We start from the raw sequence: 24,868 nt of genomic DNA, 5'->3' as shown, positions 1-24,868 counted from the left end.
TTGAATGACGTCTGATCCATCCGCTCACATCGATGCCGCAAACGCGGGCCCCGCGAACACGGGGCCCCTGGCGGGCATCAAGGTCTTCGACCTCACGCGCGTGCTGGCGGGCCCCACTTGTGTGCAAATGCTGGCCGATCTTGGCGCCGAAATCATCAAGATCGAAAAGCCGGGCAGCGGGGACGATACGCGCGGTTTCGCCCCGCCGGTGATGCCCGGCACGAATGAAAGCGCCTATTTCATGGGCGCCAACCGGAACAAGCATTCGGTCACGCTCGATATCAGCCAGCCCGAGGGCCAGGAGATCGCACGCGGGCTGATCGCGCAATGCGACATATTGGTCGAGAATTTCAAGGTCGGCGCGCTGGCGAAATACGGCCTCGGCTATGAGCAACTGCATAAAGAATTCCCCGGCTTGGTCTATTGCTCGATCACCGGGTTTGGCCAGACCGGCCCCTACGCGGCGCGCCCGGGTTATGACAGCCTGGTGCAGGCGATGGGCGGCATCATGAGCCTGACGGGCGAGCCGGATGGGTTGCCGCAAAAGGTCGGCGTGCCCATCGCCGACCTTTTCGCCGGACTCTACGGGTGCATCGGCGTGCTCGCCGCCCTTCGTCACAAGGAGCGCACGGGCCAGGGGCAGCAGATCGATATCGGCATGCTCGACACCAGCGTGGCCTGGCTCGCCAACCAGGGCATGAATTTCCTCGCGACCGGGGAGAATCCGCCCCGGTTGGGCAACCAGCACCCCAATATCGTGCCCTACCAGGTGTTCGCGACCGCGGATGGTTTCATCGTTCTCTCGGTCGGGAACGACCCGACTTTCGCGCGCTTCTGCACGAATTTCGGTCTGGACGCTTTGCCGACCGATCCGCGCTTTGCCACCAACGCCGCGCGCGTCGCCAACCGCGAGCTCGTGGTGGCGGCGCTCACGCCCGTGATCAAAGCCCATCCCACCAACTGGTGGATCAGCCAGCTCGAAGCCCTGAAGATCGGCTGCGGCCCGATCAACACGTTGAAGGACGTGTTCGCCGATCCGCAGATCATCGCGCGGCAGGCGGTGGTCGAGATGCAGCATGATTCCGGCGTGCCGGTGAAAGTCTTCGCCAACCCGGTCCGCCTGTCCGAGACGCCGGTGTCCTACCGGATCGCCCCGCCGTCGCTGGGGCTGCACACGAACGAAGTCCTTCGGCGCTGGAGCGGGCTGGATGATGAAGCGCTGGCCCGTCTGCGCGAGAAGAATATCATCTGACGACCCGAATGAGACCGTTCGCTTCTGAGTGAATGGTCTCATTCAACCGCAACAAGCTTGCAGCTGGGGAGTTTCCGCCCATCGCGCAACGACGACCCCTCCTCTGGCTTCGCCGTGGCCTCGCCGCCGGAGGGGCGTTGCTGCTGGCCTGCATCGTCCTTTTCCTCCTGCTCAACCGCACCCTGCCGGCGGCCTCGGGCCGCTTCACCCTCCCGGGCCTCTCCGCGCCCGTTACCGTGATTTTCGACCGGCACGGCATCCCGTTCATCCGCGCCGCCTCCGACACCGACGCGGCTGAAGCGCTCGGCTATCTTCACGCCCGCGACCGGCTGTTTGAAATGGACCTCATGCGCCGCGCCGGGTCCGGCACACTTGCCGAAATCCTCGGCCCCGCGGCACTGGGGAATGATGAGGAAATGCGCCGCCTCGGGCTGCGCCAAAGCGCGCAGAACGACATCGCGGACCTCTCGCCCGCGGCGCGCGCCATGCTGCAATCCTACGCCGATGGCGTGAACGCCTACATCGCCGAGCGGGGCCGGCTGGCGGCCCCGGAGTTTCTGCTCCTGGGGCGCCCGGCGCCCTGGACCATCACCGACAGCCTGCTCTGGGGGAAAATCCTCGGTCTGTGGCTCTCCGGCAATTGGCGCCTCGAACTTGAGCGCCTGGCGCTCAGCCGCCGCCAGCCGCTTGATAAGATCATGGGTTTGTGGCCGTCTTCGGTGAACGAAGTGCCCGAAACGGCGGCGTTCGCCACCCCTCCATCCCCGGCGCTTGCCGCCGCCGCCCAAGCCTCCTTGAGCTGGGTTCGGCATTTCCCCGAACCCTTCACGCAGCCGGCTGAGGCCTCCAACGAATGGGCCGTCGCGGGCGATCGCACCGCGTCAGGGCATCCGCTGCTCGCCGGCGATCCGCATCTGGGCTTCGGCTTTCCAAGCCTCTGGTATCTTGCCCGCATCGACACGCCGTCCGGGACGCTCGCCGGCGCCACGGCGCCCGGCATTCCCTTCATGGTCATCGGTCATAACGACCACATCGCCTGGACCTTCACCACCACCGGCGCGGCCGTGCAGGATGTCTTCATCGAGCATCCCACGCCGGACGGGAAAGACTACGAAACGCCGACCGGCCCGCAACCTTTTGCGCGCCGTACCGAGATCATTAAAATCCTCGGCCGGCGCCCGCTGACCCTGACGGTGCTGCAGACGCGCCATGGGCCCGTCATCGGCGCGACCCGGGACGGCAAGAGCCTGCTCGCCGTCGCAATGGCCAATCTCGCCCCGCATGACACGGATGCCGACGGGCTGCTGGCTCTCGACCGCGCCGGCTCGGTCGCGGCCGTCGCGGCAGCGGCCGCGAAAATCACCAGCCCGGTGCAAAACCTCCTGGTCGCCGATGCGGCGCATATCGGTTTCTACACCACGGGCCGCGTGCCCCTCCGCAAGGCAGGCGACGGCACGTTTCCCGTCGACGGCGCCGATGGCGCGCATGACTGGACCAGCCTCGTCACCAGCGCCGCCTTGCCGCGCGCGTTCGATCCGCCTTCCGGCGAGCTGATCAACGCCAACAATCCCACCGTCGGCCCCGATTTCCCCGTGTTCATCGCGCGCGACAATTATGGCGACTGGCGCGCCCGCCGCATCAAATTCCTGCTTGCCGGCGGTACGCCGCAAACCCCGGCAAGCTTCGCGCGCATCCAGCTCGACACGACCAGCCTGTTCGCCCGGGCGATGCTGCCGCGCCTGCTGGCACTGGCCCTGCCGCCCGGCGACCCGGCAGCGCCTGCGTTCACCATGCTGCGGGGCTGGTCCGGTGACATGGGGGCGGACAGCCCGCAGCCGCTGATTTTCAGCGCCTGGACGCGCGCCTTCACCATCGAGATCCTGCGGCGCAACGGCCTGGACCCGGAAACCGCCCCGGTCGTCGATGATTTCCTCCCCTCCTTGCTCGGCCCGAATGCCTCGCCGGCGGCGGTGCGCCTGTGGTGCGCCGGCGATTGCGGCCCGGCGCTGCATGCCTCGCTCGAGACCGCGATGGCCGCGCTCTCGGGCGCCTATGGGCGCGACCCCTCGGCCTGGCGCTGGTCGCAGGCCCATCCCGCCCACTTCGCCCATGCGATCCTGGGGGCTTTGCCGGTCATCGGCCGCTTCGGCAAATTCTCGATCCCCGTCCCGGGCGATGCGATGACCATCGATGTCACCGGCGCCTATCTGGTCGATCCCAGCGAGACGCGTTTCACCGCCGTCAACGGCCCTGAGTTTCGCGCGGTTTTCGACCTGGCAAACCTGGATGCCAGCCTGTTCGTGATCGCGCCGGGGGAATCCGGCAATCTTTTCAGCAGGCACGCCGCGGATTTTCTCCACCGGTGGCGCGATGGCCAGAACACGACCCTGGGCGCCAATCCGGTTGCCGCCGGCGCGATTATGCTCGAGCCGCCCGCGGCGCGCCGCGACTGAGTCAGAACCCGCGGCGTTCCGCCTGTTCCGAGGGGAGCGCCTGTTCGGCGGTCTTCACCGTGATCAGCGGTTCCTCTGCCCGGATGATGAAATAGATTGCGGCCGCCACGACCCCTCCGATCAGGGGCGCGACGATGAACAGCCAGAGCTGGCTGATGGCCCCGCTGCCCGCGAAAAGCGCGGGGCCGATGCTGCGCGCCGGATTGACCGAGGTGTTGTCGACCGGAATCGAAACCAGGTGGATCAGCGTCAGGACCAGGCCGATCGCGATGCCGGCGAAGCCGACCGGTGCCTTGATGTCGGTGGAGCCCAGAACGGTCAGCACCAGGAAGGTGGTCATCACGATTTCCGCGAGGAACGCCGCGCCCAGCGTGAAATGATCCGGCGACCGCACGCCATAGCCGTTGCTGCCGAACCCGCCGATCACGGCGCTGAAATGCGGCTGCCCTTCGGCGATCAGATACAGGATGGCAGCGGCGGCGATCCCGCCGATGATCTGTGCGGCCCAATAACCGGGAACGCGCGTCCCCGGGAATTTGCCGGCGAGAAATAATCCAAGGGTGACCGCAGGATTGATGTGGCAACCGGAAATCGGCCCGATCGTGTAGACCATCGCGAGCAAGGACAGGCCGAAAGCGAACGCGACGCCGACAAACCCGATATGGCTTCCGGCCAGTACGGCGCTTCCGACACCGCCCAGGACCAGAACGAACGTACCCACCAGTTCCGCTATGTAAGGTTTCATAACCGCCTCCAAAATTCGATGTCCACCATGTCGCGTGTGCTGCCGTTATGGTGCCTGCCACGCATCAGCGTGGGCGCACGGTAAGATCATTGATCATTCGGTTTGCTGCGGATGCGTTGCTGTCGCTGGCTACTCCGACACAAGACGGGGATCCGCTGCGGGCCACTTCGATGCCGGCGAAGACTGCGCAAGACAAAACAGTGAAAAATTCCGGCGCACGAACATGCGTGCCGTATGTCGCGATAAGATGGACGTGCTCGCCGTGCTGAGGCGAGATTTGAGGGGTGTTGTTATGCATCAAAAATCACGCGTTGAGAACGTATTTTTGGCCGCCGCATCGGAATCCTCGCAGCGCGACGCCGGTATCGGCGAAAATCACATTATTTTTGCGGTTCTTTGCGCGCGGCATATCGGCGACACATTGTGGAGATCCGATGGCGCCGGTGGCGGGTTTCGACTGTCGCGCGGCGGTATCTGCCGCGCGCCGGCCGCATGACCTGCCGGAGCATCGGTTGGGTCCCATGCGGCAAACGGCGATGACCGCGATGATTTGAATATTGGCTTCACCGAAAGAGTTCCCTAATGTTCAGCGGTCTAAACGAGTTCCTTCAAAAGCGGAGGAAGAGTTTTGCGTCTTGTTCAGAAAATGAACGTCTTCTCTCTGCAATGGGAAAGACCGCCGGTCTGCGCATGATTCCTGAATGGCTTGGGCGGCGTGCCGATCACCGTCTTCAGCCCGCCGGCGCAGGAGCGCGCCGCCGTGTCGCAGCTTTTGCTTGGAATGGTCAGTTTTTGGCTGGCGTCGATCGCATCGGCGGCCGGGTGGGGCATGATCCGCGATGGTCATGCCCAGAGCCGGAGAATGGCTCGCTGATCACAATCGTTGGCGTTTGGCTTCGTCGCTTTAAGGCGGGCGAGGCCCAGATACCGGAGTATTCGTGATGCAAAATACCGCGCTTTCGCTTCTTTTATCGCGGCTGGATTTTGCCTGGATCACCTCCTTGCATATCCTGTATCCGCCGCTGACCATCGGGCTGTCCCTGCTGCTGTTCTATTCGGAATGGCGCTGGGTCCGCACCGATGACGAGCATTGGTACCGGCTGACCCGCTTCTTCGAGAAATTGTTCATCATCAATTTCGGCGCCGGTGTGGCGACCGGCATCACCATGGAGATGGCGTTCGGGATTCTTTATGGTCCGTTCTCGCAGGCGGCCGGCCCCTTCCTCGGGCAGATCCTCGGCTACGAGACCATCACGGCCTTCATGTACGAGGCCGGCTTTGTCGGGCTGATGGTGTTCGGCTGGGGCAAGATCGGCAAGAAGATGCATCTGTTCGCCACCGCGAACGTTGCGATTGCCTCCAGCCTTTCGGCCTGGTGGATTCTGGTGGCGAATTCGTGGATGCAGACGCCCGCCGGCGTGGTGTACAAGAACGGTTTTTTCCAGGTTGTCGACTGGGGGGCGGCCATCCTCAACCCGAATGCGATCTTCGGTGTCCCACATATGGAAGTGGCGGCGATCGAGCTGTCTCTGTGTTTCGCCGCCGCGGTCTCGGCCTGGCAATTGCTGAAGGGTCGCAATGTCGCGCTGTTTCAGCGCGCGCTGAAATATTCCGTGCTGGCGCTGATCGTCGTTGCGCCGCTGCAAATCTGGCTTGGCGATAGTCTCGGACAGGACGTGGCGAAGAACCAGCCGGCGGCGCTGGCGGCGCTGGAAGGCCATTACCACACGCTCAATCCGGACGGCTCGGTCAATACCGGCTGGCATGTCGTGGCCTGGCCGAACGCCAACAATGACGGCACCGCCTGGGCCCTTACCATTCCCCATGTGCTGAGTCTCCTTGAGACGCGTAGCTGGAACGGCAAGGTCCAGGGGCTGGATTCCTTCGCCCCGCAGGATCGGCCGCCGGTGCTGATCCCGTTCTATGCGTTCCGCATCATGGCCGGCGCCGGCGCGGCGATCTTCCTGTTGGCGCTGTGGGGACTCTGGCTCGTCCTGCGCGGAAAGATGGCGGTGGAGCACATCATCGGCCAGAAATGGTTCCTGCGCTTCACCATCTTGTGCGGCTTCCTGCCTTATATCGCGATCTGGACCGGCTGGTGGACGCGCGAGATCGGCCGCCAGCCCTGGGTGGTCTATGGCATGATGACCACCGCGCAGGGTGTCAGCCGCATGAGCGTCGCCGTGGCGGCTTTCTGGCTGGTTGGCTATATGATCTTCGAGCTCACGGTCTGGGGCGGCACCTGGTATTTTTTCGCCAAGGTGATGCGCCGGGGCCCCGACATGGACAGCCCCGTCGTGCAGGAAGGCCACCAGCCGCTCGGCCATGTGGAATCGCCGCTGCACAATCCGCTCGCCGATCGCTCCTTCGTCAAGTAGGTCTAACCGGCCGGCTGCGCAGTGGCTGGCCCCATGACAGGACATGCAATCATGGACAATCTAACCCAGATCCAGAGCATTGTTACCTTCGCATGGTGGATCGCGCTCTCTTTCAGCGTGGTGGTCTACGTTGTTTTGGATGGTGCCGATCTCGGTGCCGGCGTGTTCTCGCTGTTCGTGCGCAATGAGCATGAGCGCGGTGCGATCATGGCGGCGATGGCGGGCACGTGGGACGCTAACGAAACCTGGCTGATCGTCGCCGGCGGCGTGTTGTTCGCGACCTTTCCCTTCGTCTACGGCTCGGCCTTCAGCTATCTGCTGGTGCCGCTGGCCCTGGCGCTGTGGGGCATGATCACCCGCGCCGTGGCGCTGGAGTTCCGGCATCTGGCCGAACCGCGCTGGCAGCGTTTTTCCGATTATGCCTTCGGGGTCTCCAGCCTGACCGTCGCGTTCTTCGGCGGCATGGCACTCGGCGCGGTAATGAAAGGGTTCCCGCTGACGCATGAGGCCGGCACCGTGCCGACCTATGTGGGCGGCGCCTTGCGCTTCATCTCGCCCTTCAGCGTCTGGACCGGCATCGCCTCGGTGGTCGCGGTGACGCTCGGCGGCGTGCTGTTCATCCGCGCCCGCTTCCATCATGGCGAGCCGATCCGCCGTCAGGCGGCGCGATGGAGCAATGTGATCTTCTATCTGGCGCTGGCCACGGCGGTGATCACGGTCATTTACAGCATGGCGATCTTCCCCTGGGCGGCGCGTAAATGGCTGGGGCCGAATTTCTGGATCTGGGCGATCGTCCTGCTCGCGGTGATCGTCGCGGTGGGGAGGATGCGCATGGCCGCTAACCGCGACCGGGATCTGGCGGCGCTGATCTGGTTCATCGTGGCGCTGGGCATCATGGCGGTCTCCTTCATGGTGACGCTTTACCCGTGGCTCATTCCGGGAACCTGGACGATTTATGCGGGGGCCAGCCCGTCAGTGTCGCTGTTCACCTTCACCCTCGCCATGGGCGGCTTCTTCCCGGTGATGATCATGTACAACGCCTACCAGATCTGGGTGTTCCGCGAGCGCATCTCCGCTCTGGCGGGCTATCACTGAGACGCGGATGCCCAGGGGCTTGAAACCGGGCCACCCCCTCCTGGCGCGGCCGTTGGCATCGCGGGTCCCGGCGATGAGGGGGAGGGGCGAGTCGTGCGGATTTCTGGCGGTGAGCCGGCGGACCCCCGACCCGAAATGACGGCGTCCGGGGGGCAGGCCACTTGAGCGGCACAAGACGGACGTGGATTATCTGCACGATCGTTGGCACGCCACCCTTGGAAAATGCCCAATACGTCATATCCTCCTGGAGCATCGTTTTTATGCCGCCTTCGCCGTTATTTCGTCCTCTCGACACTGAAAGGAATAGTCCGTGACAACTGAAGCTAAGTGCCCGTTCTCAGGGAAGGCCTCCCAGCCGATGGCCGGGGAGGGGACCCAGAACCGCGATTGGTGGCCGAACCAGTTGCGTGTCGACCTGCTGAGCCAGCACTCGTCCAAATCCGACCCGCTGGGCCAGGCATTCAATTACCGCGAGGAATTCAAGACGCTCGACTACGAGGCGCTGAAGAATGACCTGCGCAAGCTGATGACCGATTCGCAGGATTGGTGGCCCGCCGATTTCGGCCATTATGGTCCGCAATTCATCCGCATGTCGTGGCATGCCGCCGGGACCTACCGTCTCGCCGACGGCCGGGGAGGCGCTGGTCGCGGCCAGCAGCGTTTTGCGCCGCTCAATAGCTGGCCGGACAACGTCAACATCGACAAATCCCGCCGCCTGCTGTGGCCGATCAAGCAGAAATACGGGCAGAAGATTTCCTGGGCGGACCTGCTGATCCTCACCGGTAACGTGGCGCTGGAGACCATGGGCTTCCGCACCTTCGGCTTTGCCGCCGGCCGCGAAGACACCTGGGAACCCGACGAGGACGTGAACTGGGGTTCCGAGACCACCTGGCTGGCCCACCGGACCCTCGATGCTCTTCCGAAGCCGCTCGGGGCCACGGAAATGGGCCTGATCTACGTGAATCCGGAGGGCCCGGACGCCAACGGCGACCCGCTTTCCGCCGCCGCCTTCATCCGTGAAACCTTCGCGCGCATGGCGATGAACGATGAGGAAACCGTGGCGCTGATCGCCGGCGGCCACACGTTCGGCAAGACCCACGGCGCCGCGCCCGAGTCTCACAAGGGGCCGGCCCCGGAAGGCGCAGATCTGGAAGCCCAGGGCCTCGGCTGGATCAGCAATTACGGCACCGGCAGCGGTGGCGACGCCATCGGCAGCGGCATCGAAGTCACCTGGACGCAGACGCCGGCGCAGTGGAGCAACTTCTTCTTCGAGAACCTGTTCAAGTATGAATGGGTGCAGACCCGCAGCCCGGCCGGCGCCATCCAGTGGGAAGCCAAGGACGCCGATTTCGTCATCCCCGATGCGCACGACCCGTCCAAGAAGCGCAAGCCGACCATGCTCACCACCGACCTGTCGCTGCGCGTCGACCCGATCTACGAGAAGATCTCACGCCGCTTCCTGGAGAACCCGCAGGCCTTCGCCGAGGCCTTCGCCCGCGCCTGGTTCAAGCTGACCCACCGCGATCTCGGCCCGCGCGCCCGCTACATGGGCCCGGAAGTGCCGAAGGAAGAGCTGATCTGGCAGGACGTGGTGCCCGCGGTCACTCATCCGTTGATCGACCAGGCGGACATCACCGCGCTCAAGGCCAAAATTCTGGCATCGGGCCTCACCGTGTCCGAACTGGTTGGCACCGCCTGGGCGTCGGCCTCCACCTTCCGCGGTGGCGACAAGCGCGGCGGTGCCAATGGTGCGCGCCTGCGCCTCGCGCCGCAGAAGGATTGGGAGGTCAACCAGCCTGACCGCCTGGCCAAGGTGCTGGAAGTCCTGACCGGCATCCAGCGCGCGTTCAACGAGGAAGCGCGCGGCGGCAAGAAGCTCTCGCTGGCCGACCTGATCGTTCTGGCGGGCAATGCGGGCGTCGAGCAGGCGGCGAAGGCAGCCGGCCACGACGTGACGGTGCCGTTCACGCCGGGCCGCGCGGACGCCTCGCAGGAGCAGACCGACGCGGCGTCTTTCGCGGGCCTCGAGCCGGCGGCGGACGGCTTCCGCAACTACGAGAAGGCCAACCTCGCGGTGCCCGCCGAGATGGCGCTGATCGACAAGGCGCAATTGCTGACCCTGACCGCGCCCGAGCTGACCGTGCTGGTCGGCGGTCTGCGCGCGATCAACATCAATTTCGACGGGTCCGCGCATGGCGTTCTCACCGAACGGCCGGGCGTGCTGACGAACGATTTCTTCGTCAACCTGCTGGACATGGGCACGCAATGGAAGGCGACTTCCGATGCCAAGACCTTGTTCCAGGGCTATGACCGCAAGACCAATACGGCCAAATGGACCGGGACGCGCGTCGATCTCGTGTTCGGCTCGAACGCGGTGCTGCGCGCGTTGGCCGAGGTCTATGCCAGCACCGACGCCACGGAGAAGTTCGTCAAGGACTTCGTCGCCGCCTGGACCAAGGTGACCAACCTCGACCGCTTCGATCTGCGCGGTTGAGGGCGAATCGGCGGTGAGAGCGCCGAATTCATGAAAAAAACGCTTGAGAGAAAAGCCCCGTAAGGGGCTTTTCTTGTATGCCCAGTTCTTACGGCGTCTTCCGCCAGCAAGGAGGCTGTTCATGGTCAAAGCTTCGGATCTTCTCGTCGCCGCCCTTGAGAACGAGGGCGTCGATCGCATTTTCGGCATTCCGGGGGAGGAAAATCTCGACGTCGTCGAATCCATCCGCCATTCCTCGATCCGCCTCATCATCACAAGGCATGAGCAGGCGGCCGCCTTCATGGCGGCGACCTATGGCAGGCTCACCGGCAAGCCGGGCGTCTGTATCGCCACGCTGGGGCCGGGCGCGCTGAATTTCTCGACCGGTGCGGCCTACGCGCTGCTCGGCGCCATGCCGATGATCATCATCACCGGCCAGAAGGGCATATTGTCGTCGCGGCAGGCGCAGTTCCAGATCGTCGATGTCGTGGCCTCGATGCGGCCGCTGACCAAGCTGTCGCGCCAGATCGTCTCGCCGGCGATGATCCCGACCTTGGTGCGGGATGCGTTCCGTGTGGCGCAGGAAGAGCGGCCCGGGCCGGTGCATCTGGAACTTCCCGAAGATATCGCCGCCGCCACCTGCGAGCCGGTGCCGCTGGTGCCGCCGCATCCTGTTGAGTTGCCCGTGGCGAATGCGGACGCGCTCGACCGGGCGGCCGAGATGATCCTGCAGGCCAAGAAGCCTTTGCTGATGCTCGGCGCCGCGGCATCGCGGCCGCGCTCGACATCGGACCTCGCGCAGTTCGTGCTGCGCACCCGCATCCCCTATTTCACCACGCAGATGGGCAAGGGCACCGTGCCCGGCGGCAGCGAACTTTATATGGGCACCGCCGCGCTCTCCGAGCGCGACTATGTCCATGAGGCGATCGAGCGCGCAGACCTCATCATCACCATCGGTCACGACACGGTCGAGAAGCCGCCTTTCATCATGGGCCGGAACGGGCCGAAAATCGTCCATGTCGGCTACCAGCCGGCGCATGTCGAGCAGGTCTATTTCCCGCAGGCCGAAATCATCGGCGATCTGGGGCCCTCGCTGCGGCTGCTGGCCGACCGCATCGAAGGCAAGATTCCGCATGCCCAGGCGCTGCTGCCGCTCCGCGAAGGCATCTTGAGCCGGATCGCCGCCCGCGCCACCGAGGACCGGCTGACGCCGCAGCGCCTGGTGCACGATGTCCGCGGCGTCATGCCGCCGGACGGCATCCTCGCTTTGGACAACGGCATGTACAAGATCTGGTTCGCACGGAACTATCGCACCCGGGTCGCTAACACGCTGTTGCTGGACAATGCGCTGGCGACGATGGGCGCCGGGCTGCCCTCGGCGATGATGGCGGCATTGCTCTACCCGCAGCGCCGCGTCATGGCCGTGTGCGGCGATGGCGGCTTCATGATGAACAGCCAGGAGCTGGAGACGGCGGTCCGGCTCAAGCTCAACCTCGTGGTGCTGATCATCGAGGACCATGCATTCGGCATGATCCGCTGGAAGCAGGCGGTCGATCATTTCGCTGATTACGGCATGACTTTCGGCAACCCCGATTTCGTGCGCTATGCCGAGGCCTATGGCGCGCAGGCAACGCGCGTGAACAATGCCGCCGAGCTCGCCCCAGCGTTGGAGGCGGCGTTCGCCGGCGGCGGCGTGCATCTCGTCATCGTCCCGATCGATTATTCGGAAAACAAACGGGTGCTGGTCGATGAGCTGGCGCAGCAGCTGCCGGTGACGAAGGAGGCCTGATCATGTCCCAGACCTATCAGGTGGTTCAGGCCTATGACCGGGCGCCGATCAAAGAGGTCCCGGCCGATGACGAAGCCGCGCTCGAGGCCAAGCTGGCGGCCGCCGCGCGGCTGATGAAGGACCGCGACGGCGCGCTGAAACCGTATCAGCGCAGCGCGATTCTGAGCCGCGCCGCCGTGCTGTTGAGTGAGCGGGTAGACGCGTTCGCGCGTCTTATCGCGCAGGAGGGCGGCAAGCCGCTGACGGATGCCAGGGTCGAGGCGATCCGCGCGGCCGACGGCTTGCGCAATGCTGCCGAGGAGATCCGCAATTTCGCCGGACGGGAGATCCCGATGGGGCTCACGCCGGCGAGCGACGGCCGTTTTGCGTTCACCACCAAAGAGCCGATCGGCGTGGTCGCCGCGATCTCGGCGTTCAACCATCCGCTCAATTTGATCATCCATCAGGTCGCGCCGGCCATCGCGGTCGGCTGCGCGGTGATCGTCAAGCCGGCGTCGCCGACGCCGCTTTCCTGCCTGGAACTGGTCGCCCTGCTGCGCGAGGCGGGCCTTCCGGAGCCATGGTGCCAGACCCTCATCACCGAGGACACGGCTCTGGCCGAGCGGCTCGCCACGGACCCGCGCGTCGCGTTCCTCAGCTTCATCGGCTCCGCCCGTGTCGGCTGGTATCTGCGCGGCAAGCTTCCCCCGGGCACGCGCTGCGCGCTTGAGCATGGCGGCGCGGCGCCGGTCATCATCGACCGCAGCGCCAGGCTCGACCGCATCATCGAGCCGATCGTCAAAGGCGGCTATTACCATGCCGGCCAGGTCTGCGTCTCGGTGCAGCGGATTTTCGCGCACAACGACATCAAGGCCGACTTCGTCGCGCGTCTGGCGGCGCGGGTGCAGGCGTTGCGGGTGGGAGACCCGCTGCTGGCCGAGACCGAGGTCGGTCCCCTGATTCTCCCCCGCGAGGCGGATCGCGTGAGCGGCTGGATCGATGAGGCGGTGCAGGGCAGCGCGCAATTGATCGGCGGCGGGCGCCATTCCGAGACCACGCTGGTGCCCGCGATTCTCGTGGACCCGGCGGCCGATGCCAAAGTGTCGCAATTGGAAATCTTTGGTCCCGTGACCTGCGTCTATGGCTTTGAGGATTTCGACGCGGCGATCGACATCGCCAATTCACTGCCCTTCGCCTTCCAGGCCAGCGTGTTCTCGACCGATATCGGCCCGGCCTTGCGGGCGGCGCGGCGGCTGGATGCGTCCGCGGTCATGGTCAACGACCACACCGCGTTCCGCACCGACTGGATGCCGTTCGCCGGGCGCCGCCAATCCGGCTATGGCGTCGGCGGCATCCGCCCGACGATGGATGAGATGTCTGAAGAGAAGATGCTGGTGTTCCGTCAGACCGAGTGAATGACGAAGGCTACTGGTTGGTGGCGCGCTGGCCCGTCAGCGCCGGGGCGTTTTGGGTAGCCCATGATCGCCATACAATTTGTCATTGTTTCGATCCTGAGCGTCTTCGCGTTTTCTGCGTTCAGTCAAGGGTTTACCGCCTTCGGCGGCGCTTCGCGCCCTTGACTGAACGCAGAAAACGCGCGGAAAATGCAATGATCGAAAGAATGATGATCCATCAATGCCAGGGCGAACAGGGCATTTTCAAGGTCTGGAGCCTTATGAAAAAGGCTGCCGCACACGCCGATCCGGGACAGCCTCTTACGAAAAGGACGGCGCGGGCGGGGCTGGCTCGTCGGGCAGCGGGATGAATTCGTCATGGTCGAGGTCGGGCAGCTTCATGCGCCCGGCCCGCCAGTCGGCGGCCGCCTGCGCCAGCCGTTCCTTCGAGGACGACACGAAGTTCCAGTACAGATAGCGTTCGCCCAACGGTTCGCCCCCCAGCACCATTACCTTCGAAGCTTCGGCCGCGCGCAGGCTCGAAGCGTCGCCGGACAGCACGAGCATCTTGCCGGCCTCGTAGCGCGCGCCGTCCAACTCGACCGCGCCGGCCGCGATATAGACCGCGCGCTCGGTGTGGCCGGTGGGAATTTCGGCAACGGCGCCCGGCTCCAGATCGAGATGGGCGTAAAACAGCGGCGAGAGGGTGCGGGCGCCGGCCGACAGGCCGTAAGCGGTACCGGCGATGAGCGTGCCATGGACCCCGGCGTCGCTCCATTGCGGCAGGTCCGCCCCTTCATGGTGGGAGAAGGACGGATTGGTTTCCTCCTCGGCTTGCGGGAGCGCGACCCAGGCCTGGATGCCGTGCAGGCGGTCGCCTTGCGCGCGCGCCTTCTCGAAGCGTTCGCTATGGGTGATGCCGGAGCCCGCCGTCATCCAGTTCACCTCATGCGGGCGGATCGGCGTTTGCGAGCCGACGCTGTCGCGATGCATGACCTCGCCGGAGAACAGATAGGTGACGGTGGACAGCCCGATATGGGGATGCGGCCGCACATCGACCGAAGCCGGGACGCCGGGGGCCATGTCGAGCGGCCCCATATGGTCGAAAAAGACGAAAGGGCCGACCATCCGCCGTTTCGCGAAGGGCAGCACCCGCCCGACTTCCAGGCCGCCGCCCAGGCTGCGCCGGCGCTGTTCGATCACCATTTCGATCATGTTCGCTCTCCTGTCGGTGCCGCCGTCGAGGTTTTCGGCCTTGATCTCTCCGGATGGTGCGCCGCGGGCGGCGGCGCGGTCAAGATATTACTGGCAGGCGGGACCCGTGCCGGCAGGTGCCACACCCTGTTGGCGCCGACCGGCAGCGGGGGGCTGAACGGCGGTCTCAGATCGGCTACGTGCAGCCATTGTTCCGATCCCGAGCGTCCGCGTCTTTTCCCTGTTTCGTCAAGGGTGCGAAGCCGGGTAAACCCCTTGACGGAACAGGGAAAAGACGCCGAAAATGCTATGACCGAAAAAATGCCGATCCCTCAAGGCGCTGTCCGTAATGGCGATGTCCGGGACAGTTTGGTTCGATCTTGCCCAGGAGCTGCGCAATGACAGCCTCCCTCGTGCTGGCGTTTATCGGGCCCGACAGGCCCGGCCTCGTGAAGACACTTTCCGAGACGATCACCGAAGCCGGCGGAAGCTGGCTGGAGAGCCGTCTGGCGCATCTCGCCGGGGAATTCGCGGGGATCGTGCTGGTCAGCGTGCCGGCGCAGAACGAAGCCGACCTTGTCGCTGCCTTGCGCAATCTCGAAGCCGCGGGGTTGAGGATCACGGTCGAGACCAGCCGCGCCGCGCCGGCGGCGACCGGATACGGGAGCTTTGAGCTGCATCTGATCGGCCATGACCGGCCGGGCATCGTGCGCGACGTTACCCAGGCCTTGAGCCAGCTCGGCGTCAATATCGAGGAATTCAGCAGCGCCATCGAAAGCGCGCCCTTCACCGGCGAGGTGATGTTCCGGGCGGCGGCGCGGCTTCACGTGCCCGATGGAATCTCCATCGAGGCGGTGCAGGCGGCCCTCGAACGGCTTGCAGACGAGATCATGGTCGACCTCACGGCCAGCGCCGGCGAAAGCGCCTGATCCGGGTCGCGGCGGCGCGACGATAAGGCCGGCGAGGGCCTTGGCATCGCGCCGCCTGTCTGCGGCTTAATTGGCGGCCGCGAGCTTGTCCTGCGTCTTGGTCAGGAAATCGCTGGCATCGTGCCGCTCATGCAGCTGGCTGGCGGGCTCGCCCATCACGCGGTTGACCATGCGGCCGCGCTGCACGGCGGGCCGCTCGAGCAGCATGTCCGCCCAGCGCTGCACATGCGCATATTCCTGGACGCTGAGGAATTCGGCGGAGTCGTTGTACAGCCAGCCCTTCACGAGGCCGCCATACCAGGGGAAGATCGCCATGTCGGCGATGGTGTAGTCGTTGCCGGCGATGTATTTGTTGTCGGCGAGGCGGCGGTTGAGCACGTCGAGCTGGCGCTTTACTTCCATGGCGAAGCGGTCGATGGCGTATTCGATTTTGGTCGGCGCGTAGGCGTAGAAATGGCCGAAGCCGCCGCCCAGATACGGCGCGCTGCCCATCTGCCAGAACAGCCAGGAGAGGCATTCGGCGCGCTGCGCCACATCTTTCGGGAGGAAGGCGGCGAATTTTTCCGCCAGGTGCATCAGGATCGCGCCGGATTCGAAGACCCGGATCGGCGTCGGCCCGCTGCGGTCCAGGAGCGCCGGAATCTTCGAATTCGGGTTCACCGCGACGAAGCCGCTGCCGAACTGCTCGCCCTCGCCGATCCTCACCAGCCAGGCGTCGTACTCGGCGCCGGTATGGCCGGCTGCCAGCAATTCCTCGAGCATGATCGTCACTTTCACGCCGTTAGGCGTCGCCAGTGAATAAAGCTGCAAGGGGTGGCGGCCGACCGGAAGCTCCTTCTCATGGGTCGCGCCGGAAACCGGGCGATTGATGTTCGCGAAGCGGCCGCCGTTCGTCTTGTTCCAAGTCCAGATTTTCGGCGGTGTGTAGTCCGATGGCTCGGTCATGGATGATTCTCCGGATAACGGGGAGCCCGAGGGCTCAAAGGGTGGATCGTTAGAACCATAGACGAGATCCGCCGCGTTTCGAAGACGCAGCACCGGCAGGTTCGGCCCGGCGTGCGGGCGCCATCGTCCAACGCCTTGTTAAGCCTGTGGTTTCCGCCGGATTATATCGCCGTCAGCCGGGCCGCGCGGGCGGCGTCATCCTTGCGGCGGCTTGGACGATAACAGGACCAAACCGTCGCTGAATACCCGTTCAACGAGGTCGCTCGGGAGTTGCGAGAGATCCTCGGTGCCATAGACACGCGTCACCAGGGAATACTGGCTTGACTGCATCGGGTCGGAAGCGATCAGCTTGGGATCGCTGATCGGAACGGCATCGCGAAACACGACGACGATGTTCGGACTCGTCGTGTCCACGAAGGCGAAAGCGTGAGTCCCGCATTCGCGCGGCATGCAATTATCGATGACCAACCAGTCATCGACTTCGCGGATGAGGGCGTCTCTGGAATATGTGTCGGCGAGAAGTTTCAGGTCGGTCGGACTCAGGATTTTGTCCAGAAGCTCACTGATCCAGGGGGTGTTGAAAAACCCGTTGACCCCGTCGATTTGATCGGTGGGATAGTGATTGACCCACGGGCTGTTATTGGTTTGCGCGATGGCGGGCGAGGCCAGAAGCGCAAGCGATAAGGTTGCGGATGCCAGATGGTTCAAATCGGATGCCTCCTGCCGAGAGCGGCGCATCGCGTCAGCGATTGACTCGCGTTTTTATCAGCTCGTTGCGGCTGATTTCCATAAGAGCGCGAAGAACGCCCGTGCCTTGGAAAGTGAGCCGGTCATGATCGTCGTGAACTGTCATTATTGTTACGAAAACGGCGAGGTTGGCGTCAATCCTGTTTGTTGCCCAAAGGCGCTTTTTCTTCTCCCCGCAATCCGGCCGTTCCACGAGGAGCCGAGCGCCCGCTGAAAGCGAGATAAGTGGCCCCGGCGAAGACGATCCCGGCCAGCCAGCTCAGATCCGCGCCGCCGAGGAGCCTGGTGGAAATCGGCCCCTGCAGGGCGGGAACCAGCCCGTTCTGCACCGACCAGCCGGCGACCAGGCCGACGAGAAACGCGCCGATCCCGTCGCGGTTGATGTCGCCGTAAATGCTCGTCTCGGGCGGGTGATAGAGCGCGGCAACATCGATCACGCCGCGGCGCTTGATGAAGAAATCGGCGAGCACGACGCCCGCCCAGGGGCTCATCCAAAGCAGCAGGCTGACCATCCAGTTGTCGAATGCCTTGGCAAAGGACGGCACGAAGACGAAGTAGATCGTGACCAGATACCCGATGACGCCGGCAATCATTGCCATCGTGGCGCGCGAGACGCGGACGCCCGCACTGAGTGCCGCCAGCGCGGCCGAATACACGTTGAGACTATTGGTCGCGATCGGGCCGTGCAGCACCAGCAGCAGCACCAGCAGGCTGGTGACGCCGCCGAATATGGCGCTGACCATGCGGGCCGGGTCGGTGCCCGGCGTCACGGTGGCGATGGTGGCGCCGAGGATCGCCAGCCACACGGTCGGCACGAACATCCCGATATAGCTGTACCAGAATACCGACGCCGCGGAGATGCTGCGCGGTACGAAACGGGAATAGTCGGCGGCCCAGGTTACCCAGGAGAGTCCCCAGCCCACCCCGATCGCCGTCATCAGCAATGTCAGCATGGCAAAATGCGGGCCGGGGGCCAGCGTGGTCGTCAGCCCCCAATCGACGGTTCCCGGCCGGGTCCAGGCCAGGATGCTCATCAGCGCCATGAGCGCGGCGATGACCGGCACGGAGTATGTCTCGAAGGTGCGGATCGCGTGGAAGCCGTAGACCCCGATCGAGACTTGCAGCGCCATCACCAGGGTGATGACGATGAGGTTGGTCAGCCAGCTATCGGCAATCCCGAACTGGCCGAGAAGGGCGACCGCGATTCGGACCGGGAAGTAGGTGCTCACGCCGACCCAGCCCAGGGCCGTGAGGAACATCAGTGCGCTCGGCAAATACGCGCCGCGCCGCCCGAACGCGGCGCGGCAGAGCACCATCTGGTTGACCCCGGTCTTGTGGCCGATCACGGTGAAGGCCGCGAAAATCGCGCAGCCGATCAGGTTGCCCCCGACGATGACGGCGATGGTCTCCCATAAGCCGAGCTTGAGGATGATGCCCAGCGCGCCGAGCGACCAGTTGAGGGGGGTGATATTGGCCCCGCTCCAGATCCACATCTGCTGCAGCCCGGTTGAATCTCGGCCGGCCTCGGGTATGGGGTCCACGCTCTGGACGTCGCCCCAACTTTTCTCTTGGAAGCGATATAAAAATCCTTCCATGTCTCAGATCTTTCGCCGTTTCTTTCGCCGCTCCGCGACATCGGACGCCGCCGCCGGAATCGAGATGCCCGAAATACGTCGAAATCGCGCGCCACGACGGAGGGTGCAGCCTGCATGTTATTTTATTTCGGCAACAAGATGCGGTGGTCGATGGCGGCGTTGTCGGGAATCATGCTCACGAGCCCGGGGACTTGTCGAGTCAATTCTTGACGCGATGCCGGGCGGGAAGCACGGCTGGCGGCATCGGCGCATTGTCCGGAGGATAATGCCCGAAAGCTCACATTCCCCGGATGACGCGGGGCATTGCCTTCCAGGAGACCGGAAAAGCTTCTAATATTTTTACTTGTCGCAATGGGGGTTGCCTATGTGACGGAATTTTCGCGCTATTTGTTCTCCGTATTGCGAGACGGAGACTTAACGCTCCACCGGGGCTCTGGCGACGGGCAGTCGCCAATCCTCCTGCTGGCCGCAGACAATGTCTCGTCCGAGGCGCTTAAGCGGCTACAACATGAATATGCGCTCAAGGCCGAACTCGACTCTTCCTGGGCGGCCCGGCCCGTCGCGTTGTGCCATTATAACGACCGTGTGACATTGGTGCTGGAGGACCCCGGCGGCGAGCCGCTCGATCGATTGCTCGACGGGCCGCTCGCGGTTGCGCAATTCCTGCACGTCGCGATTCCGTTCACGCGTGCGCTCCGGCGCATGCATGAGCGGGGTCTGATCCATAAAGACATCAGGCCGGCGAATGTCCTGGTGGATCTTGCCAGAGGCGGTGCCTGGCTTACCGGGTTTGGCATCGCTTCCCAGTTGCTCCGTGAGCATCGGAGCCCCGAGCCGCCCGAAATGATCGCCGGAACGCTCGCTTATATGGCGCCGGAACAAACCGGCCGGATGAATCGGTCGATCGATTCCCGGAGCGATCTTTATGCGTTAGGCATCACCTTTTACGAAATGCTCACGGGCATTTTGCCGTTCGAGGCGACGGATTCGATGGGGTGGGTGCATTGCCACATTGCCCGGCAGCCGGTCCCGCCCGACGAACGGGTTGCCGACATTCCCGGGATTCTTTCGGCGATGGTGATGAAACTGCTCGCGAAAACCGCCGAAGACCGGTATCAGACCGCCGCCGCCGTGGAAGCCGACCTCCGACGCTGCCGGACGGAATGGGAGGCGCAACGCCGTATCGCCGCGTTCCCGCTCGGCATGCGCTATATGTCGGAACGCCTCCTGATCCCGGAGAGGTTGTATGGCCGCGAGCGCGAGATCGACACTCTGCTCGCGGCCTTCGAGCGTGTCGCGGCCCAAGGCGCCACGGAACTCGTGCTGCTGTCCGGATATTCCGGTGTTGGAAAATCCTCGGTGGTGAACGAGCTGCACAAGGTGCTCGTGTCACGCTCCGGGCTGTTCGCCTTCGGCAAGTTCGATCAGCACAAGCGCGACATTCCGTATGCCACCTTGGCGCAAGCCTTCCAGAGTCTGGTCCGGTCGATCCTGGGACAGAGCGAGGCAGAGCTGGGGCGGTGGCGGAGCAGCCTGCAGGAGGCGTTGGGCGCGAACGGCGCGCTGATCGTCAATCTCGTCCCCGAGCTCGAGCTGATCATCGGGGCGCAACCTGCCTGCGCCTCCCTCTCGCCGCACGACATGCAGAAGCGATTCCAAACGGTGCTCCGGCGGTTCGTTGCCGCGTTCGCGCGGCCGGAGCATCCGTTGGTGTTGTTTCTTGACGATTTGCAGTGGCTGGACGCGGCGACGCTGGATGTCTTCGAACATCTTGTCGCCGATCCTGACATGCGGCATTTGCTGTTGATCGGTGCGTACCGCGACAACGAGGTGCGCCCGTTCGACCCGCTCATGCGCACCCTCGACGCGCTGCGAAACGCGAAAGCAAATGTTCAGGACGTTGTGCTTTCACCCTTGGGCCTGCACGACATCGAGCGCCTGCTGGCCGATTCGTTGCATTGCGCGCCCGAGCACGCGCAACCCTTGGCGCTGATGGTGTATGCGAAGACAGCGGGAAACCCGTTCTTTGCGATTCAATTTGTTGCGGCGCTGGCCGAAGAGGGACTCATCGTGTTCGACCCGGGCAAGGCGGCCTGGACCTGGGACCTGGCGCGCATCCAGGCCAAGGGCTTCACCGACAACGTCGTGGACCTCATGGTCTGCAAGCTGAACCGGCTGCCGGACCAGACCCGGGAGGTCCTGAAGCTGTTCGCCTGTCTGGGCAACACGGCCGAGCTTGCCGCTTTGGCGGCGATTCACGGCGGGACGGAAGAGGCCATCGATTCCCAGCTATGGCCGTCGGTCCGCGCAGGGCTCGTGTTTCGCCAGGACCGAGGCTATGCGTTCCTGCACGACCGTGTCCGGGAGGCGGCCTATTCACTGATCCCTCCCGACCAGCGTGCCGCCATTCATCTGCGCATCGGCCGCTGCCTTGTGGCGGCGATGGGCAATGAGAAGTCAGGCGAGCATATCTTCGACGTCGTCAACCAGTTCAACCATGGTGCCGCGCTCCTCTCCGACCCGGGCGAGATCGAGCAAGTGGCGGAGCTCAATCTGCGCGCCGGAAGGAAGGCCAAGGCGTCGACGGCCTATGTCTCGGCATGCCGTTATTTCAGCGCGGGTACAGCGCTGCTTGGCCCCGCGGGCTGGGCCACGCGCTACGATCTGGCCCTGCGCCTGAGCCTCGAGCGCGCCGAGTGCACGTTCCTCTCCAGTCAGTTTGATGAAGCCGAGGGGCTGATCGAGGAGCTGATTCACAAGGCGCAGTCGAAAATCGACAAGGCGGCGGCGTATCGGCTGAAGATCGAGCTATATGTCGTGAAGTCAAAGAATGCCGAGGCTGTCGACTGCGCGCTCGGATGCCTGAAACTGTTCGGCATCGACATGCCCGCTCACCCGAGCCGGCAGGAGGTCCATGCCGAGTACGAGACGATCTGGCGCAATCTCGGCGACCGGTCGATCGAAAGCCTGATCGATCTGCCGAGAACGACGTCGCCTGAAGCGCAGGCCGCCATGCGTGTGCTGGCAACCCTTGTGTCTCCGGCCTTCTGGACAGATTCCAACCTGTTCGATCTGCATGTCTGCAAGATGGTGAATCTGAGCCTTAGGCACGGAATGACCGACGCGTCCACGACCGGCTATGCCTGGCTCGGATGGGTGCTCTGTTATGCCTTCGAGCGTTTCGACGAAGGCTACCGGTTTGGCAAGCTCGCGCTCGACCTCGCGGAGACCAGGGGGTTCGTGGTGGACCGCGCGCGGGTCTGCTACGCGATGGGGCTGCTCGTCTCCTGGATCGAGCCGCTTCCCAGCTCGATCGATTTGTTCCGGATCGCGTTTCGCACCGGCGCCGAGGCGGGCGACCATTCCTTCGCCAATTTCAGCGCCGGCCAGGTGGTCATGCGCCTGATTCTGACCGGCACCGCGCTGGACGAAGCATGGCGCGAATCGGAAACATTCATGGAGTTTGCAAAACAAACCGGGTTCCGGGATGGCCGGGATCTGATCATCAGTCAGCAGCGCTTCCTGGCGGCCCTGCGGGGGCAGACGGCGCGCCTGTCGACATTCAGCGACGCGCGGTTCGACGAAACGGTGTTTGAGGCCGACCTCACGGCGGATCGCATGACGACGATGGTGTGCTGGTACTGGATTCTCAAGCTCGGCGTGCTGTTTTTGGCCGGCGAATACGACGCGGCTCAGGAAGCCGCCGAGCGGATCAGGCCCTTGTTATGGGCAACGCCCGGCGAGATCCAGCTCCTGGACTATCATTTTTATACGGCGCTCACCCTGGCCGCACGCGCCGGGACCGTTCCGCCGGCGCCGCGGGGCACGTGGCATGCGCGCCTCAGGGAACATCAGCAACAGCTTCGCGCGTGGGCGGTGAACTGCCCCGACACGTTCGAGAGCGCCGCAAACCTGGTCGAAGCCGAAATGGCCCGTTGCGAGGGCGCGCTGCTGACGGCGGAACGCCTTTATGAAGAATCCATTCGGATGGCGCACCAGCAGGGTTTCATCCAAACCGAAGGCATTGCCAATGAATGCGCCGCACGGTTCTATGCGGCGCGCGGCTTTGACACGATCGCCCGTGCGTATCTCCGGAACGCCCGGCATTGCTATCTCCTCTGGGGCGCCGAAGGGAAGGTCCGGCAGCTGGAGCAGCTTTATCCGCAGCTGCGAGAGAAGCCGATTCTGGAATCGCCGAACACCGCCCTTTTTGGCGGGCCGGTCGAACATCTGGAGATTGCGACCATTGTCAAAGCCTCCCAGGCGCTTTCCAGCGAGATCGTTCCGGACAGATTGGTCGAGAGCCTGATGCGGATCGCGGTCGAGCATGCGGGCGCCGAGCGGGGCATGCTGATCCTGTTCCGCAGAGATGAGCCGCGGATCGAGGCTGAGGCGACGACCGGGCGCGGCGGCCTCAAGGTCACGCTCCGGCAGGCGGCGGTGACGTGCGCCGAGCTTCCCGAATCGGTGTTTCATACCGTGAGCCGGACGCGACGCAGCGTGATCCTGGATGACGCGGCGGTGGGCGTCTTCGCGGCGGATGCTTACATCCGACAGACGTCGGCGCGGTCGGTGCTGTGTCTGCCCCTGGTCAAGCAGGCCAAACTGATCGGTGTGCTCTATCTTGAGAACAATCTGGCCTCGCACGTGTTTACGCCGGCGCGGATTTCGGTGCTGGAACTGCTGGCCTCGCAAGCCGCGATCTCGCTGGAGAACGCGGCTCTTTATGCCGATTTGCAGCAGGAAAACGCCGAGCGCAAACGGGTGGAAGAGGAGCTGCGGCGCAGCGAGGCCTTCCTGGTTGAGGGGCAGAAGATCAGCCACACCGGCAGTTGGGGATGGAACATCGCCACGGGAAAGCTGGTCTGGTCGGAGGAGCATTGCCGGATCTTTGGCATCGACCCCAGGGAAACGGAGCCGACATTCCCATGGTTCATGGACAGGATTCACCCGGAGGACAGATCCCTCGTTCAGCAAACCCTCGACACCGCCATTCACCAGCGCACGGGTTTTTCGTTAGAGTTTCGCATCGTTTTGCCTGATGGATCCGTCAAGCATCTCAACGGCGTGGGGCGGCCCGTGCCGATGGAGACGGACAGGATCGAAGATTACATCGGCACCAGCATGGATATTACCGAGCGCAAGCGCGGCGAGGAGGCGTTGCGTGTGGCGCAAGCGGATCTCACCCGCGTGGCGCGGTTGACGATGATGGGCGAGCTCACGGCGTCGATTGCCCACGAGATCAACCAGCCGCTGGGCGCCATTGTTGCCAGCAGCAATGCCTGCTCGCGCTGGCTCGCGAAAACCCCTCTGCCCATCGATAACGTGCGGCGCGCCATGGAACGCATCGCCGCGGAGGGCCATCGCGCCGGTGACATCGTCCGGAGCGTCCGCACCTTGACCCGGAAATCCGGGCCGGAGTTGGTGGAGCTGGACATCAACGATGCGATTCGCGACGTCTTTGCCTTGATCCGCAGCGAACTCCACCATCACGGCGTCGTGCTTGAGGCGGAATTGTCCAATGTTCTCGAGCCCGTCATGGGTGACCGGGTCCAGTTGCAGCAGGTCGTTCTGAATCTGCTCATCAACGGCATCGAGGCCATGAGCACAGCGACGCACGGGCTGCGGGTATTACGCGTCACCTCGCAGAGGGACGGCGTGGATTGCGTGCGGATTGCCGTGGAGGATTCCGGTCTGGGACTCGCACCGGAGATCAGGGACCGTGTCTTCGAGGCTTTCTTTACGACGAAGTCCGATGGCCTGGGGATGGGGCTGTCGATCTGCCGGTCGATCGTTAGCGCCCATGGCGGCCGCCTCTGGGCGGAGGCTCGCCAACCTTGCGGCGCCATCTTCCAATTCACGGTGCCGACGATTGTCCAGGCGGGCCGCCTGACCTAAGC

The 24,868-nt window shown here is 64.2% G+C and carries 16 protein-coding genes; 10 read left to right on the top strand and 6 right to left on the bottom strand.

From position 1 onward, the window contains the following. Positions 1-4: 4 nt before the first annotated feature. Positions 5-1,252, top strand: coding sequence for a CaiB/BaiF CoA transferase family protein (locus VNC39_RS14385; protein WP_325400339.1), 1,248 nt, complete (start codon positions 5-7; stop codon positions 1,250-1,252). 32 nt (positions 1,253-1,284) lie between these two features. Beyond that, complete coding sequence (locus VNC39_RS14380; RefSeq protein ID WP_325400338.1) at positions 1,285-3,705, top strand: penicillin acylase family protein; 2,421 nt, start codon at positions 1,285-1,287, stop codon at positions 3,703-3,705. A gap of 1 nt (position 3,706) precedes the next feature. Here VNC39_RS14380 and aqpZ read toward each other — a convergent pair whose 3' ends face one another. Next, a complete protein-coding gene (gene aqpZ / locus VNC39_RS14375; protein WP_325400337.1) occupies positions 3,707-4,450 on the bottom strand; it encodes an aquaporin Z in 744 nt (247 codons plus the stop codon). 247 nt (positions 4,451-4,697) lie between these two features. Between aqpZ and VNC39_RS14370 the strand changes: the two genes are divergently transcribed. Next, complete coding sequence (locus VNC39_RS14370; protein WP_325400336.1) at positions 4,698-4,946, top strand: hypothetical protein; 249 nt, start codon at positions 4,698-4,700, stop codon at positions 4,944-4,946. Between the two features lie 143 nt (positions 4,947-5,089). Here VNC39_RS14370 and VNC39_RS14365 read toward each other — a convergent pair whose 3' ends face one another. After that, a complete protein-coding gene (locus tag VNC39_RS14365; RefSeq protein WP_325400335.1) occupies positions 5,090-5,281 on the bottom strand; it encodes a hypothetical protein in 192 nt (63 codons plus the stop codon). 110 nt (positions 5,282-5,391) lie between these two features. On the opposite strand from VNC39_RS14365, the gene VNC39_RS14360 reads away from it, so the two are divergent. The 5 genes from VNC39_RS14360 to VNC39_RS14340 all read left to right on the top strand — a co-directional run bounded on the left by VNC39_RS14360 (position 5,392) and on the right by VNC39_RS14340 (position 13,579). Further along, the gene (locus VNC39_RS14360) at positions 5,392-6,828 is read left to right on the top strand and encodes a cytochrome ubiquinol oxidase subunit I (protein ID WP_325400357.1); all 1,437 of its coding nucleotides are present in this window, start codon (positions 5,392-5,394) and stop codon (positions 6,826-6,828) included. Positions 6,829-6,879: 51 nt separating this feature from the next. Then, positions 6,880-7,923, top strand: coding sequence for a cytochrome d ubiquinol oxidase subunit II (locus tag VNC39_RS14355; protein WP_325400334.1), 1,044 nt, complete (start codon positions 6,880-6,882; stop codon positions 7,921-7,923). 310 nt (positions 7,924-8,233) lie between these two features. Beyond that, positions 8,234-10,417 carry a catalase/peroxidase HPI gene (gene katG, locus VNC39_RS14350; protein ID WP_325400333.1) on the top strand — a complete coding sequence of 728 codons (2,184 nt, stop codon included), beginning with the start codon at positions 8,234-8,236 and terminating at the stop codon, positions 10,415-10,417. A gap of 121 nt (positions 10,418-10,538) precedes the next feature. Then, a complete protein-coding gene (locus VNC39_RS14345) occupies positions 10,539-12,185 on the top strand; it encodes an acetolactate synthase large subunit (protein WP_325400332.1) in 1,647 nt (548 codons plus the stop codon). 2 nt (positions 12,186-12,187) lie between these two features. After that, a complete protein-coding gene (locus VNC39_RS14340) occupies positions 12,188-13,579 on the top strand; it encodes an aldehyde dehydrogenase family protein (protein WP_325400331.1) in 1,392 nt (463 codons plus the stop codon). Positions 13,580-13,879: 300 nt separating this feature from the next. Here the strand turns inward: VNC39_RS14340 and VNC39_RS14335 are convergent, their stop codons facing one another. Beyond that, positions 13,880-14,773 carry a pirin family protein gene (locus tag VNC39_RS14335; RefSeq protein ID WP_325400330.1) on the bottom strand — a complete coding sequence of 298 codons (894 nt, stop codon included), beginning with the start codon at positions 14,771-14,773 and terminating at the stop codon, positions 13,880-13,882. A 377-nt stretch (positions 14,774-15,150) separates the two neighbouring features. On the opposite strand from VNC39_RS14335, the gene VNC39_RS14330 reads away from it, so the two are divergent. Next, positions 15,151-15,681: a glycine cleavage system protein R gene (locus VNC39_RS14330; RefSeq protein ID WP_325400329.1), complete on the top strand. Its 531-nt coding sequence runs from the start codon at positions 15,151-15,153 to the stop codon at positions 15,679-15,681. A gap of 66 nt (positions 15,682-15,747) precedes the next feature. Here the strand turns inward: VNC39_RS14330 and yghU are convergent, their stop codons facing one another. From yghU to VNC39_RS14315, 3 genes are all read right to left on the bottom strand, one after another. Then, entirely contained in the window at positions 15,748-16,626 is an 879-nt protein-coding gene (gene yghU / locus VNC39_RS14325) for a glutathione-dependent disulfide-bond oxidoreductase (protein WP_325400328.1), read from the bottom strand. 195 nt (positions 16,627-16,821) lie between these two features. Then, complete coding sequence (locus tag VNC39_RS14320) at positions 16,822-17,334, bottom strand: hypothetical protein (RefSeq protein ID WP_325400327.1); 513 nt, start codon at positions 17,332-17,334, stop codon at positions 16,822-16,824. A 173-nt stretch (positions 17,335-17,507) separates the two neighbouring features. Continuing rightward, positions 17,508-18,914 carry a cytosine permease gene (locus tag VNC39_RS14315; RefSeq protein WP_325400326.1) on the bottom strand — a complete coding sequence of 469 codons (1,407 nt, stop codon included), beginning with the start codon at positions 18,912-18,914 and terminating at the stop codon, positions 17,508-17,510. Between the two features lie 420 nt (positions 18,915-19,334). On the opposite strand from VNC39_RS14315, the gene VNC39_RS14310 reads away from it, so the two are divergent. After that, positions 19,335-24,866, top strand: a complete 5,532-nt coding sequence (locus VNC39_RS14310; protein ID WP_325400325.1) for a trifunctional serine/threonine-protein kinase/ATP-binding protein/sensor histidine kinase — start codon at positions 19,335-19,337, stop codon at positions 24,864-24,866. Positions 24,867-24,868 lie beyond the last annotated feature (2 nt).

It is taken from the genome of Acidocella sp., assembly GCF_035535915.1.
Classification (GTDB): Bacteria; Pseudomonadota; Alphaproteobacteria; order Acetobacterales; family Acetobacteraceae; genus Acidocella.
The sequence above is the reverse complement of the archived record's forward strand: the minus strand, read 5'-3'. Positions and strand labels throughout refer to the sequence as shown.

Excerpts from the sequence above, each read along its gene's own strand:
- VNC39_RS14385 (WP_325400339.1), top strand. The coding sequence starts at position 5 with ATGACGTCTGATCCATCCGCTCACATCGATGCCGCAAACGCGGGCCCC.
- VNC39_RS14380 (WP_325400338.1), top strand. The coding sequence starts at position 1,285 with ATGGTCTCATTCAACCGCAACAAGCTTGCAGCTGGGGAGTTTCCGCCC.
- aqpZ (WP_325400337.1), bottom strand. The coding sequence starts at position 4,450 with ATGAAACCTTACATAGCGGAACTGGTGGGTACGTTCGTTCTGGTCCTG.
- VNC39_RS14370 (WP_325400336.1), top strand. The coding sequence starts at position 4,698 with ATGGACGTGCTCGCCGTGCTGAGGCGAGATTTGAGGGGTGTTGTTATG.
- VNC39_RS14365 (WP_325400335.1), bottom strand. The coding sequence starts at position 5,281 with ATGCCCCACCCGGCCGCCGATGCGATCGACGCCAGCCAAAAACTGACC.
- VNC39_RS14360 (WP_325400357.1), top strand. The coding sequence starts at position 5,392 with ATGCAAAATACCGCGCTTTCGCTTCTTTTATCGCGGCTGGATTTTGCC.
- VNC39_RS14355 (WP_325400334.1), top strand. The coding sequence starts at position 6,880 with ATGGACAATCTAACCCAGATCCAGAGCATTGTTACCTTCGCATGGTGG.
- VNC39_RS14345 (WP_325400332.1), top strand. The coding sequence starts at position 10,539 with ATGGTCAAAGCTTCGGATCTTCTCGTCGCCGCCCTTGAGAACGAGGGC.
- VNC39_RS14340 (WP_325400331.1), top strand. The coding sequence starts at position 12,188 with ATGTCCCAGACCTATCAGGTGGTTCAGGCCTATGACCGGGCGCCGATC.
- VNC39_RS14335 (WP_325400330.1), bottom strand. The coding sequence starts at position 14,773 with ATGATCGAAATGGTGATCGAACAGCGCCGGCGCAGCCTGGGCGGCGGC.
- VNC39_RS14330 (WP_325400329.1), top strand. The coding sequence starts at position 15,151 with ATGACAGCCTCCCTCGTGCTGGCGTTTATCGGGCCCGACAGGCCCGGC.
- yghU (WP_325400328.1), bottom strand. The coding sequence starts at position 16,626 with ATGACCGAGCCATCGGACTACACACCGCCGAAAATCTGGACTTGGAAC.